This window comes from Variovorax sp. GW821-FHT09B05, assembly GCF_059418265.1.
On the sequence record NZ_JBWKPN010000010.1, the window covers coordinates 234,039 to 247,160 of the forward strand.

A 13,122-nucleotide genomic window follows, 5' to 3' on the forward strand; every position below is an offset into this window, starting at 1 on the left:
GAAGGGTCAGGCCTCGAACGACGCGCGCAGCAGCGGATAGAGCTTGCGAAAGCGCGCATGCCGCGCGCGATGCCCCGCCGCGGCCTCGGCCTTCGGATCGAAGCGCTGCCGCACCGCGGGCGCGGTGCACACCGCGGCGATCGCGCCGCCATCGACCAGCCAGGCCAGCCGCGCGGCGCCGAGCGCGCCACCGGCCTCGCCGCCCTCGGCCAGCGTCAGCGGCACTTCGAGGATGTCGGCCAGCAGCTGCGCCCACCAGGTACTGCGCGCACCACCGCCCACCAGCGCCAGCGCGCCCGCGGGCCGCGTCAGCGTGTCGAGCCCGTCGCGCAGGCCGAAGCTCACGCCCTCGACCACCGCATAGGCGATGTCGTCGGCGCCATGCGCCTGCGTGAGTCCGAACAGCACGCCCTGCGCGTTCGCGTTGTTGTGCGGCGAGCGTTCGCCCGACAGGTAGGGCAGGAAGATCGGCGCGCGCGCGCGCGCCGCGTCGTCGAGCCGCGCGGCCGCCGCCAGCAGCGTGGCCTCGTCGCCGAAGCCCAGGTGCCGCGACGCCCAGCTCACGGCGCTCGCGGCCGAGAGCATCACCGACATCTGGTGCCAGCGGCCCGGCAACGCATGGCAGAAGGCATGCACCGCCTGCGCGGGATTCGGTTCGAAGCGGCTCGAGGCGACGAAGATCACGCCCGAGGTGCCGAGCGAGACGAAGCCCTGCCCCGGCTCCACGATGCCCATGCCGACCGCGCTGGCAGCGTTGTCGCCCGCGCCGCCGGCGATCTTCACGTCCGCGCCCAGGCCCCAGCGTTCGGCGAGTTCGGGCTTCAGCATGGCCGAGACCTCGCTGCCTTCCACCAGCCGCGGCATCTGCGCACGCGTGAGGCCGGTGGCCGCGAGCAGTTCGTCGGACCAGTCGCGCGCCCCGACGTCGAGCCACAGCGTGCCCGCCGCGTCGGACATCTCGCCGACCGCCTCGCCGCTCAGCATGAAGCGCAGCCAGTCCTTGGGCAGCAGCACGCGCGCCACGCGCGCGAAGAGCTCGGGCTCGTGCTCGCGCACCCACAGCAGCTTGGGCGCCGTGAAGCCCGGCATCGCGAGGTTGCCCGCGATCTCGCCCAGGCGCGGCACCGCGCGCGTCAGCGCCTCGCACTGCGCGCCGCTGCGCCCGTCGTTCCAGAGGATGGCCGGGCGCAGCACCTCGCCGGCCGCGTCGAGCAAGGTGGCGCCGTGCATCTGGCCCGACAGCCCGATGGCGCGTACCTGCGCGAGCGCCACCGGCTGGTCGGCGCGCAGCTGCGCCATCACCTGCTCGAGCGCCTGCCACCATTGCGCGGGCGATTGTTCGGACCACAGCGGATGCGGCCGGTCCACGGTCAGCGATGCGCGCGCCACGCCGACGATGCGGTGATCGTCGGCGAGCAGCAGCGCCTTGAGCTCGGACGTGCCGAGGTCGAGTCCCAGATACAAGAGAAGCTCCCGGTGGGTTTGGATGAAAGGCGGCGTTCAGGCCATGCCGTTGCCGAAGCGGGTGTCGGCCTGGCGCCTGAACTCGCTGGGCGTCATGCCCTTGATCTCGAGAAAGCGCCGGTTGAAATTCGCCACGTTGTTGAAGCCGACCTGGTAGCAGATGTCGGTCACGTAGTGGTCGGTCTGCATCAGCAGGTGGCAGGCGCTGTTGATGCGCACGCGGTTGACGAAGTCGGTGAAGCTGTTGCCGGTGGAGCGCCGGAAGAAGCGGCTGAACCGGCTCTCGCTCATGCCGAGCTCGGCGGCCAGGTCGGCCATCGAGAGCTGCTCGGTCATGTTGTTGGTGATGCGGTTGACGATGCCGTTGATCTGGTCGACCTGCGCATCGCCGTCGGCGCCCTGCGCGCCCTGCATCTGCACGCTCGACAGCAGCCGGTAGTCGGTGCACTGCGCGAGGTCGGCCAGGAAGCCCAGGAACAGCCCGAGCCGGCGCACGCCGCGCGCGGCCTTGATGTCGTCCCAGTGCCGCTGCGCCTGCTGCGAGAGGCCGAAGAACTCGATGCCGTGACGCGCGCGCTCGAGCAGCTGCATGACCTCGCGCAGCTCGGGGATCTGCGCTGCGGCCTGCTCGATCGGCTCGTGACGGAACTGGATCACGCGGTCGCGCCCGGCGGCGCCGCCCTCGGGCACGTCGAGCGAGATCCAGTTGTGCGGCAGCCGCGGGCCGCACAGCACCAGGTGGCCGGGCTGGAACGGCCCGATCCAGTCGCCGATGAAGGCCTTGCCCGAGGTCTCGGTGATCAGGTGCAGTTCGTAGTCCTCGTGGAAGTGCCAGCGCACCAGCGGGCTCGGGAAGCCGTGCGCCAGGCATCGCACCAGGCCGGTCTCCTCGGGCGCCTCGTAGCCCAGCGAGGGCGAGCGCGCGAAGTCGCGCTCCAGCTCGGGCTGGCGCTGGCGGGGAATCGAACGCTTGCGGGTGGTGGTGGTCATGGCTGCATGCTCGCTCGCGGGCCGCGCCCGCTGCCAGAACGACTAGCGATTGTCTCCCTGCGCCAGCGCCGCCTGCACGGCCGCCAGCACCGGTGGATCGGCACCCTCGCGGGTGCAATTCAGGGCCGCGGCGGTGGCGGCGAAGCGCATCACCGCGCGCCAGCCGTCGTCGCCAAGCGCCGCGAGCTGGTCGCGATGCTCGACGCCCTGCTCGAGCAGCGCGACCGACAGGCCGGCCGTGAAGGTGTCGCCGGCGCCGATGGTGTCGACCACCTGCACGCGCGGCGCGGCCACCGACAGCGGCGCGCGGTCCGCGCGCCAGAGCGTGGCGCCCTCGCCGCCGCGCGTGACGATGACGGCGCGCGCGCCCGCGGCCAGGATCTCGGCCGCCAGCGCATCGACCGGGCGGTCCGGCGCCAAAAGCGCGGCATCCTCGTCGCTGAGCTTCACCAGGTCGGCCATCGCGAACCAGTTGGCGACACGCAGGCGGTAGGCCGCGAGGTCGGGGATCAGGCTGGGCCGCACATTGGGATCGAACACGATCACGCAGCGGCCCGCGTTGGCGCTCACCAGGTCGGCGATGCGCGTCGCGGCCGGCTCCTGCAGCAGCGAGATCGAACCGAAGTGCAGGAAGCGGCAGTCGGCCGGCAGCTGCGGCAGCGGCTCGGGCGCCCAGGTCGCGTCGGCGCTGCCGTGCGTGTAGAAGGCATAGCGGTTGGTCTGCGGCGTGCGCTCGACGAAGGCCAGGGTCGAGGGCGCGCTGCTGCGCAGGATGAAGCCGGTGTCGACGCCGTTGCGTTCGAGGAAGCCCATCAGCCGCTCGCCGAACAGGTCGGTCGACAGCTGCGTGAAGAAGCCGGTGTGCTGGCCCAGCCGCGCGCAGGCCACGGCCGTGTTGAGCGGCGAGCCGCCCTCGTGGCCGAGGAAGGCCAGCGCGCCGGCCTCGCTGGCGGTGAAATCGATCAGGGCTTCGCCCGTGAGTGCAATGCGCATGGTGAGGACAGGATTTTCTTCGGTCAGTTCAAGGCGCCGGCGTCGTCCAGGAAGCCGCGTTCGGCGGCCAAGGTGGCGGGATGGTCGAGCAGTTCGGCGAACAGGCGCGGCGGGATCGTGATGGCGCCGACGCCCAGCGCGAGCAGCGACAGGTAGGCCTCGCGCGAGCGGATGCTCGCCACCAGCAGCCGCGTGCCCGCCGCGGGCCGCCGCGCGACCAGCGACTGCATGCGCGCGATCAGCGCGAGCCCGTCCTGGCCGGCATCCTCGAGCCGCCCGAGGTAAGGCGCCGCATAGGCCGCGCCCAATTGCGCCGCGAAGTGCGCCTGCTCGGGCGCGTAGACGGCGGTCCAGGTCACGGGCACGCCCTGCGCGATCAGCCGCGCGCCGGCCACCAGGCCCTGGCGCGTGGCGGGAATCTTGATGACGAGCTGGCCGGCGTCGAACTTCGGCAGCAGCGCCTGCGCGTCCTCGAGCATGCCGTCGGCCTCGCTCGAATACACCTGCGCCTGCACCTGGCGCGCGCCCAGTTCGATGCAGCGCTGCAGCAGGCCCGGCACTTCGGCGCGGCCGACACCGGCGCGCCTGAGCAAGGTCGGGTTGGTCGTCACGCCATGGACGACCGGGTGCGGCAGGCAGGCCCGCAGCGCCGCGAGGTCGGCGCTGTCGAGGTAGAGATGGAAATCGTCGTTCATGGATCGCGTGCGGCGGAGGTCGGCTATCTTCTCACCGGGCGGCCCGCGCTTCACCGCAGTGAAGGCAAGCGCTCCGATACTTTCCTGACTTCACTGCAGCATGCATCGCCATCTCAGCCCATGACGTTGCCGCCATCGACGTTCAAGGTCTGCGCCGTGATGTAGCGCGCCTCGTCGCTGGCCAGGAACACGGCCGCGCCCGCGATGTCGCCCGGCAGGCCCATGCGGCCCAGTGGCACCTCGAGCCCCACGCGCCGCTTCTTCTCGCCGAGGGCCAGCCCCTCGGCCCTGGCGAACAGGCTGTCGACCTGGTCCCACATCGGCGTGTCGACCACGCCGGGCGCGATGCCGTTGACGCGGATGCCGTGCGGTGCCATCGCGAGCGCCGCGCTCTGGGTGTAGCTGATCACGGCCGCCTTGGTGGCGCAGTAGTGCGACACCAGCGCCTCGCCGCGCCGCCCCGCCTGCGAGGCCATGTTGATGACCGAGGCGCCGCGGGTGCCGGCTTCGACCATGTGGCGCAGCACGGCCTGCATGACGAAGAACATGCCCTTCACGTTGACCGCGAACAGGCGGTCGAACGAGGCCTCGTCGCTGTCGAGCAGCGGCGCGAGATCGAACACGGCGGCATTGTTGAACAGCACGTGGATCGGCCCGAAGGCCACCTGCGCCTCGACCAGCAGGCGCGCGATGGCCTGCATGTCGGTCACGTCGGCCGCGATGTAGGCCAGGCGGTCGGGATGGCGCTGCTGCAGTGCGCGCACCGCCTCGGAAGGGGCCACAGCGCGATCGACCACGCTGCAGCGCGCGCCCTCGGCGATGCAGGCCTCGGCGACCGCCAGGCCGATGCCGCCGCCCGCGCCGGTCAGCAGCACATGGCGGTCCTGCAGCCGGGTGCTCATGCCTTGTCGCCGATGAAACTCGCGACACGCCCGCTCGCGCGGCGCACCGCATCGACCAGCCGCGCATCGCCCGCGATCGGGCCCCACAGGCCCGCGTCCGCGCACAGCGCGGCGACCGGGTCGGCCGCGTCGCAGATGGCATGCGCCACGGCTTCGTCCATGCCCTGGTCCTGGTAGGCATAGGGCAAGGTGCCGCGGTGCCAGCGCTGCAGGAAGGCCAGGAACAGCGCGGGCAGCATCGCCACGCTGTCGATGGGCTGGCCCGCGGCCAGCCGCTCGCGCACGGTCGGCGCGATGAAGCCCGGGATCTTCGAGAAGCCGTCGGCGGCCACGCGCTGGTTGGTGTCGCGGATGGCGGGGTTGCCGAAGCGGTCGAGCACCACGTCGCGGTAGGCCGCGAGGTCGATCGGGCTCGGGCTCAGGCAGGGAATGACGTCGTCGCTCACGTAGTCGAAGGCCATCTTGCGGATGGCGGCGTCGTGCGTGCCCTCGTGGATGAAGCCGAGGCCCACCAGCGTGCCGGCCCAGGCGATGCAGCTGTGGGTGGCGTTGAGGATGCGGATCTTGGCTTCCTCGTAGGGCTGCACCGAGTCGACCAGTTCGACGCCCACGCGCGCCCAGTCGGGGCGGCCGGCCGCGAAGTCGTCCTCGATGACCCACTGGATGAAGCTCTCGCCGGTGATCGCGGCCGCGTCGTCGCGGCCGGTGGCGGCCTGCACGCGCGCGCGCAGCTCGGGCGGCGGGCGCGGCGTGATGCGGTCGACCATGGCATTGGGGCAGCGCGTGTTCGCCTGCGTCCAGGCCAGCAGCTCGGCATCGCCCGCGCGCTCGATGAACTCGAGCAGGCCGGCGCGGAAGCGCTCGCCGTTGTGGCGCAGGTTGTCGCAGTTCAGCAGCGTGAGCGGCCCTGCGTCGGCGGCCTTGCGCGCGCGCAGGATCGCGCAGACGGCACCGTAGATGGTCACGCCCTCGCCGCCGGCCTCGCCCTTCGCGGCACGCGCGATGTCAGTGGCGAGGTCGGCGAAGGACAGGTCGAGCCGGCCCTTGGTGTCGAGGTAGTAGCCGGCCTCGGTGACGGTGAAGGAGACGATGCGCGTCGACGACGCGGCGCCGCGCGCGATCGGGCCGGCGAGCGAGGGCTCGTAGGGCAGCACCTCGCGGATGGCCTCGATCTGCTCGTAGCGGTATTCGCCCGCGGGCGAGACGGTCTCGAGCGTGTAGCGGCCGCCCTGGGCGCGCAGCGCCTCGACGACCTCGGCCATGTCGGGCCGGATGTTGGCGCCCGAGATCGACCAGCGCGTGTCGCCCGCGTCGATCAGCCGCTGCAGGTAGACCGCCTGGTGCGCCCGGTGGAAGGACCCGAGGCCGAGGTGGAGCACCGTGAACTCCGAGGGAGCGGGTGGAAGGGGCGCTGCTGCGAGAGTCACGAAGAATGTCCCGGAAGAGGAATGAAACGAGAGAAGAGGTTCAGGCCGCGACCGCGCGACCGTCGCGCGTGAACAGATGCAGCACCGAGGGATCGAGCTCGACCGCCACGTCGTCGCCGGCCTGCAGCGGCGTGCGATCGTTCTGGCGCGCCACCAGCGGCACGCCGCCCACGTCGACGTGGATCAGCGTGTCGGCACCCAGCGCCTCGATCAGCTCGACGCGGCCCTGCACATCGGACACCGGTGCGCCGGCCTTCGCATGCACGCGCAGGCCCTCGGGCCGCACGCCGAGGAAGCCGTCGCTCGGCAGCCGGCCGCCGGTGGCGGCCGAGAAGCTCGGGATGGCGCTGGCCGCCACCATGTTCATCGAGGGCATGCCGATGAACTGCGCGACGAACTGGTTGGCCGGGCGGTCGTAGAGCTCAAGCGGCGTGCCGACCTGCTCGATCAGCCCGTCCTTGAGCACCACCACGCGGTCGGCCAGGGTCATGGCCTCGACCTGGTCGTGCGTGACGTAGATGGTGGTCGCGCCGAGCGCGCGGTGCAGCTTGTGGATCTCCACCCGCGTGTTGCCGCGCAGCGCGGCGTCGAGGTTGGACAACGGCTCGTCGAACAGGAACACCTTGGGCGCGCGCACGATGGCGCGGCCGATGGCCACGCGCTGGCGCTGGCCGCCCGAGAGGTCCTTGGGCAGGCGGTCGAGGTACTGCGTGAGGTTCAGCGTCTTCGCCGCGTACTCGACCTTGGTCTTGATCTCGGACTTGCTCGTGCCCGCGAGCTTGAGCGCGAAGGACATGTTGTCGTACACGCTCATGTGCGGATAGAGCGCATAGCTCTGGAACACCATCGCGAGGTCGCGCTTGCCCGAGGGCGCCCAGGTGATGTCCTTGCCGTCGAGCAGCAGGTTGCCGCTGCTGATCGGCTCGAGCCCCGCGATCAGCCGCAGCAGGGTCGACTTGCCGCAGCCCGAAGGACCGACGAAGACGATGAACTCGCCTTTCTGGATCTCGAGGTCGACGCCCTTGATGATGTCGACTTCGCCGAAGCTCTTCTTGATGTTCTTCAGTTGGAGGTAGGCCATGGGGTGTCTCCCTTTCTTTACTTGACGGCGCCGAAGGTCAGGCCTTGCACCAGTTGCTTCTGGCTGAACCAGCCGAACACGACGATGGGCGCGATGGCCATCAGCGAGGCCGCCGACAACTTGGCCCAGAACAGGCCCTCGGGGCTCGAGTACGAGGCGATCAGCGTGGCCAGCGTGCCGGCCTTGGCGGAGGTGAGGTTGAGCGCCCAGAAGGCCTCGTTCCAGCTCAGCACCAGGCACAGCAGGCCGGTGGAGGCGAGGCCGCCGACCGACAGCGGCAGCACGACATGGCGGAACTCGGTCCACAGGCTCGCGCCGTCCATGCGCGCGGCCTCGAGGATCTCGTTCGGGATGTCCTTGTAGGCGCTGTAGAGCATCCACACCATGATCGGCAGGTTCGACAGCGTGAACACGATGGTCAGCGCGCTCAGCGAATCCAGCAGGCCCGCGGTCTGCGCGAGCACGTAGATCGGCACCAGCGCGCCCACGGCCGGCATCATCTTGGTCGAGAGCATCCACATCAGGATGTCGCGCGTCTTCTTCGTGCGGAAGAAGGCCATGGAGTACGCGGCCGGCGCCGCGATCAACAGGCCGAGGATGGTCGAGCCCAGGCTGGTGATCAGCGAGTTGCGCGCGTACAGCAGGTAGTCGCTGCGCCGCTGCACCTCGCCGAAGTTGTCGAGCGTGGGCTCGAAGATGAACAGCGGTGGCACGTGGATCGCCTGCAGCTCGGTCTTGAAGGCCGTGAGAAACAGCCAGCCGAGCGGGAAGAACAGCAGCAGCGCGACGGCCCAGGCACCGACGGTGCGCAGCAGTTGCGGCAGGAAGTTGCTGGGAGCTTGTTGTTGCATGGTTCAGCTACTCCATCGTGCGGTGGGCAAGACACGGCCCATTCCAGGAACACCACGGAACCGGCTTTGCCGGGCCGTTGGTGTTGCCCCCTGCAAGGGGGTTGGCGAAGCGACACGAAGTGCGCGAAGACTGGGGGTGTGCAACATGACTAATCCAGGTTCTTGCCGATGATGCGGATCAGGAACACGGCCACGATGTTGGCCAGCACCACCGCGAACAGCGCGCCGGCGGAGGCCACGCCCACGTCGAAGTTCATGAGCGACTGCTTGAAGATCATGTAGGTCATGTTCGTGCTCTCGTTGCCCGGGCCGCCGTTGGTGGTGATGGCGATCTCGGCGAACACGCTGAGCAGGAAGATCATCTCGATCATGATCACCACCGCCATCGGGCGCGCGAGGTGCGGCACGGTGAGATAGAAGAAGCGCTGGAACGCGCTCGCGCCGTCCATGCGCGCGGCCTCCATCTGCTCGCGGTCGAGCGACTGCAGCGAGGTGATGAAGATCAGGCAGGCGAACGGCAGCCATTGCCAGGCCACCATGATGATCACCGACAGCAGGGGCACGTCGGTGAGCCAGTCGATCGGCTGGGCGCCGAAGGCGCGCCACACGTCGGCCAGGATGCCGTAGATCGGGTTCATCATCATGTGCTTCCACAGCAGCGCGTTGACCGCGGGCATGACGAAGAAGGGCGAGATCAGCAGCACGCGCACGATGCCGCGGCCCGGGAAGGGTTCGTTGACCAGCAGCGCGAGCAGCACGCCGAGCACCACGGTGATGCCGATCACGCTGCCGATCAGCAGCAGCGTGTTCCAGGTCGCGGGCCAGAAGTCCGGGTCGGTGACGAAGTACTCGAAGTTGGCGAGGCCCGCGAAGGGATGGTCGCCGGGCTGCATGAGGTTGTAGTTCACGAACGAGAAGTACAACGTCATCGCGAGCGGCACGATCATCCAGAGGAAGAGCGTGAGCACGGCCGGCGCCATGAGTGCGCGGGGCAGGAGTCTTTTCATGGGGGGTCCCTTCTCTCTTCTGTCTGGCTCCTTCCCCCTCGAGGGAAGGTGGGGATGGGGGCTGCCGCGATCAAGCGCGGCAACGGACGACGCGCCGTGCGTGCCCCCACCCCGGCCCTCCCCCGGAGGGGAGGGAGCAAGCCACGAGGCTTACTTGTAGTAGCCGGCCTTCTTCATCTCACGCTCGGCCGTGGTCTGCGAAGTCTTCAGCGCCTGGTCGACCGTGACCTTGCCCGCGAGTGCCGCGCTCATCTGCTGGCCCACCGCCACGCCGATGGCCTGGAACTCGGGGATGGCTGCGTACTGCACGCCGACGTAGGGCGACTTCGGCAACGTGCTGTCGCTGAGGTTGGCGCCGTCGATGGCCTTCTTCTCGGCGGCGGCGAACTTCGCGACCTTCTGGAACTCGGGGTTCGCGTAGGTCGACTTGCGCGTGCCAGTGGGCACCGCGCCCCAGCCGTGCTCCTTGGCGACGAGGTTGACGTAGTCCTTCGAGGTGGCCCACTTCACGAAGGTCTGGGCGGCGGCGGCCTTGGTCGAGCTGGCGGGGATCGCCAGGTTCCAGGTCCACAGCCAGTTGGCGCCCTTGGGCGTGACGGCCACCGGTGCCTGCGCGAAAGCCACCTTGTCGGCCACCTTCGACTGCTTGGGATCGCTGATGAACGAGGCCGCGATGGTCGCGTCGACCCACATGCCGCACTTGCCTTCGTTGAACAGCGCGAGGTTCTCGTTGAAGCTGTTGGCCGAAGCGCCCGGCGGGCCGTAGGCCTTCATCAGGTCGACGTAGAAGCTGATCGCGTCCTTCCAGGGCTTGGTGTCGATCTGCGGCTTCCACTGCATGTCGAACCACTGGCCGCCGTTGGTGTTGACCAGCGTGGTCAGGAAGGCCATGTTGTCGCCCCAGCCCGGCTTGCCGCGCAGGCACATGCCGTAGACGCCGGCCTTCGGGTCGTGGATCTTGCCGGCCAGCTCCTTCACCTGGTTCCAGGTCGGCTGCTCGGGCATCTGGAAGCCGACCTTGTCGGCCAGGTCCTTGCGGTACATGAGCATCGAGCTCTCGCCGTAGAACGGCGCGGCGTAGAGCTTGCCCTGGTACGACAGGCCGTCGCGGATCGCGGGCAGCAGGTCGTCGGCGTCGTAGGCGGCGTCGGTGGCGATCGGCTGCAGCCAGCCCTTCTTCGACCAGATCGGCGCTTCGTAGAGGCCGATGGTCATCACGTCGAACTGGCCGCCCTTGGTGGCAATGTCGGTGGTCACGCGCTGGCGCAGCGTGCCCTCTTCCAGGGTGACCCACTTGAGCTTGATGTCGGGATTGGCCTTCTCGAAGAAGGGCGTGAGCTTCTGCATCTCGATCATGTGGCCGTTGTTGACGGTCGCGATCACGAGTTCGGTGGCAGCCTGGGCGACGAGCCCAGTGCCGGCGAGTGCGAGGACGAGGCCCGCTTTCAGAAAACGCTGCATGTTGTCTCCTAGAGGGTGAGCGACGCCCCCTCGGGTCGCCGTGCCCGGATTCTGGATAAACATGCTTGCGGTTTTGGTACTTCGAATGTCAACGACGGTACTTTCATGCACCGATTGGCTAGTGAATTCCCTAATCAACGCAATACAGCATGTGCCACAGGCAATCCAAAGCGTTCAGCCGGCGCCCAGCAGCTGCCGGCGGAACTGGGCCGCCGCGGGCGAGAGCGCCCGCCCCTCGCGCGTGACCAGGCAGATCGGCGGCACGCGCACCGGCAGCTCGATCGGCACCACCCGCAGCAGGCCCAGCCGCGCGTAGTGCCGGGCCTGCGAGGCGGGCATGACGGCCGCCATGTCGGAGCTCTCGAGCAGCGCGGTGATGGCGATCGGCGAGGCGGTCTCGAGGATGTCGAGCCGCGCCTGCACGCCGGCCTCGCGCATGGCGGCCTCGAAGCGCCCGCGCTGCGGTGACCCCGGCGGCTGCAGCACCCATTGCCAGGCCGCCAGGTCGGCCAGCGTGAGGCCCTCACGCTCGAAGGCCGGATGGCCGCTGCGCACCACCACCACCTGCGATTCGCCGAGCAGCGGCACGCTGGCGTAGCGCGATTCGTCGTGCCCGTCGGTGAGCCGGCCCAGCACCAGGTCGACGTCGCCCTGCTCGAGCTGGGCCTGCATCACGTCGCTGGTCTCGACCACCACCGACACCGCCACCTGCGGATGGCGCCGGCGGTACTCGACCAGCGCCGGCGCCAGCAGCTCGGGCACGGCGCCGGGCACGCTGCCCACGCGCAGCGCGCCGCTGAGGCCGGAGCGCAGCGCCAGCATCTCCTCGCGCGCGCTGCCGAAGTCGCTGACCACGCGGTGGGCGTAGCGCACCAGGATCTCGCCGTAGGCGGTGGGCTCCATGCCGCGCGCCAGCCGCTCGAACAGCTTCTCGCCGAGCGAATCCTCGAGCTGCTGCAACAGCTTGGTGGCCGCGGGCTGGCTGATGTTCATGGCCTCGGCCGCGCGGCCCAGGTGGCGGTGGGCGTCGAGGCGCACCAGCAGCAGCAGCTGGCGCGGTCGCACCTGCAGCATCAGCGAGGCATCGGGCGAGGTTTTCTGGACGGTCATCACCAAAAGTATATGAAGCCCACGGCAATTTCGATTGGATCGCAAGGAGCGAACGGCCTACCCTGCGGCTTCGCCATGCATGGAAAGCAATGGCGCTCAAGACCAACAAGCAGGAGACAACCCCGATGCGCCCTTTTTCCCTGGCCTTCCGGCACCGACGCGCCGCCTTCTTCGCGACTTCGCTAGGTGCCGCGCTCGCGCTGGCCACCGGCCTCGCCTCAGCCCAGACCGCGCCCGCCTACCCCGACAAGCCGCTGCGCATCATGGTCGGCGCCTCGCCGGGCGGCGGCACCGACATCCTGGCGCGCGTGCTGGCCGACAAGCTCTCGCCCGCGCTCAAGCAGCCGGTGGTGGTCGAGAACCGGCCCGGCGCCTCCAACACCATCGCGGGCGAGCTCACGGCGCGCGCGCCGGCCGACGGCGCCACGCTGCTCCTGGCCACCAACACCGCGCAGGCGGTGGCGCCGCACATCCTCAAGCTCAAGTACGACCCGCTCAAGGACCTGCAGCCGCTGGGCCTGGTGGCCGTGATGCCCAACGTGCTGGTGGTGTCGGCCAGCTCGCCCTACAAGTCGGTGAAGGACCTGCTGGCCGCGATGGCGGCCAAACCCGGCGGCTTCAAGTACGCCTCCTCGGGCATCGGCAGCACGCAGCACGTGGGCGGCGAGGCCTTCAACCTGGCCACCGGCATGAAGTCGGTGCACGTGCCCTACAAGGGCAGCTCGCAGGCGCACATCGACATCATCTCGGGCGAGGTCGAGATGATGTTCGACAGCACCTCCTCGGCCATGGGCCAGATCAAGGCCGGCAAGTTCCGCGCGCTGGCCGTGAGCGCGCCGCAGCGCTCGCCCGAACTGCCCGACGTGCCCACGCTGGCCGAACAGGGCGTCAAGGGCGCCGACGTCTCGACCTGGTACGGCCTCTACGTGACCGCCGGCACGCCGCGCCCGGCCGTCGAGCGCCTGAGCGCCGAGCTCGCGCGCAGCCTGCAGCTGCCCGACGTGCAGGCCCGCATCAAGGCCCTGGGCGGCGAGCCCGGCAGCCTGATCGGCGAGCCCTTCGCGGCCATGAACCGGCAGGAGTTCGAGCACTACGGCCAGCTCGTGCGCGCCGCCAACATCAAGGCCGAATGAGGCCGTCC

The 13,122-nt window shown here is 69.6% G+C and carries 12 protein-coding genes; 1 reads left to right on the forward strand and 11 read right to left on the reverse strand.

Annotation, left to right across the window (positions count from 1 at the left end):
• Window positions 1-6: 6 nt before the first annotated feature.
• The 11 genes from xylB to AC07RM_RS25525 form a co-directional block, all read right to left on the reverse strand.
• Window positions 7-1,464, reverse strand: a complete 1,458-nt coding sequence (gene xylB, locus AC07RM_RS25475; protein ID WP_495336338.1) for a xylulokinase — start codon at window positions 1,462-1,464, stop codon at window positions 7-9.
• A 36-nt stretch (window positions 1,465-1,500) separates the two neighbouring features.
• On the reverse strand, window positions 1,501-2,454 hold the full coding sequence (locus AC07RM_RS25480; protein WP_261209677.1) for an AraC family transcriptional regulator: 954 nt from the start codon (window positions 2,452-2,454) through the stop codon (window positions 1,501-1,503).
• A 42-nt stretch (window positions 2,455-2,496) separates the two neighbouring features.
• The gene (locus AC07RM_RS25485) at window positions 2,497-3,447 is read right to left on the reverse strand and encodes a carbohydrate kinase family protein (RefSeq protein WP_495336339.1); all 951 of its coding nucleotides are present in this window, start codon (window positions 3,445-3,447) and stop codon (window positions 2,497-2,499) included.
• A 23-nt stretch (window positions 3,448-3,470) separates the two neighbouring features.
• Window positions 3,471-4,142, reverse strand: coding sequence for a transaldolase family protein (locus tag AC07RM_RS25490; RefSeq protein ID WP_495336340.1), 672 nt, complete (start codon window positions 4,140-4,142; stop codon window positions 3,471-3,473).
• Between the two features lie 113 nt (window positions 4,143-4,255).
• On the reverse strand, window positions 4,256-5,044 hold the full coding sequence (locus tag AC07RM_RS25495; RefSeq protein WP_495336341.1) for an L-iditol 2-dehydrogenase: 789 nt from the start codon (window positions 5,042-5,044) through the stop codon (window positions 4,256-4,258).
• A complete protein-coding gene (gene dalD / locus AC07RM_RS25500) occupies window positions 5,041-6,423 on the reverse strand; it encodes a D-arabinitol 4-dehydrogenase (protein WP_495336401.1) in 1,383 nt (460 codons plus the stop codon). Before dalD ends, AC07RM_RS25495 begins: the two co-directional genes overlap by 4 nt.
• A gap of 88 nt (window positions 6,424-6,511) precedes the next feature.
• The gene (locus AC07RM_RS25505; RefSeq protein ID WP_208509899.1) at window positions 6,512-7,552 is read right to left on the reverse strand and encodes an ABC transporter ATP-binding protein; all 1,041 of its coding nucleotides are present in this window, start codon (window positions 7,550-7,552) and stop codon (window positions 6,512-6,514) included.
• A gap of 17 nt (window positions 7,553-7,569) precedes the next feature.
• On the reverse strand, window positions 7,570-8,403 hold the full coding sequence (locus AC07RM_RS25510) for a carbohydrate ABC transporter permease (protein ID WP_093352143.1): 834 nt from the start codon (window positions 8,401-8,403) through the stop codon (window positions 7,570-7,572).
• A gap of 149 nt (window positions 8,404-8,552) precedes the next feature.
• Complete coding sequence (locus tag AC07RM_RS25515) at window positions 8,553-9,410, reverse strand: carbohydrate ABC transporter permease (protein WP_093352146.1); 858 nt, start codon at window positions 9,408-9,410, stop codon at window positions 8,553-8,555.
• Window positions 9,411-9,560: 150 nt separating this feature from the next.
• Window positions 9,561-10,871 (reverse strand): ABC transporter substrate-binding protein, encoded by a 1,311-nt coding sequence (locus AC07RM_RS25520; protein WP_495336342.1) that lies wholly within the window; start codon window positions 10,869-10,871, stop codon window positions 9,561-9,563.
• Window positions 10,872-11,045: 174 nt separating this feature from the next.
• Window positions 11,046-11,981 (reverse strand): LysR family transcriptional regulator, encoded by a 936-nt coding sequence (locus AC07RM_RS25525; protein WP_281077681.1) that lies wholly within the window; start codon window positions 11,979-11,981, stop codon window positions 11,046-11,048.
• 125 nt (window positions 11,982-12,106) lie between these two features.
• Here AC07RM_RS25525 and AC07RM_RS25530 point away from each other — a divergent pair, with 125 nt between their 5' ends.
• The gene (locus tag AC07RM_RS25530) at window positions 12,107-13,114 is read left to right on the forward strand and encodes a Bug family tripartite tricarboxylate transporter substrate binding protein (protein WP_495336343.1); all 1,008 of its coding nucleotides are present in this window, start codon (window positions 12,107-12,109) and stop codon (window positions 13,112-13,114) included.
• Window positions 13,115-13,122 lie beyond the last annotated feature (8 nt).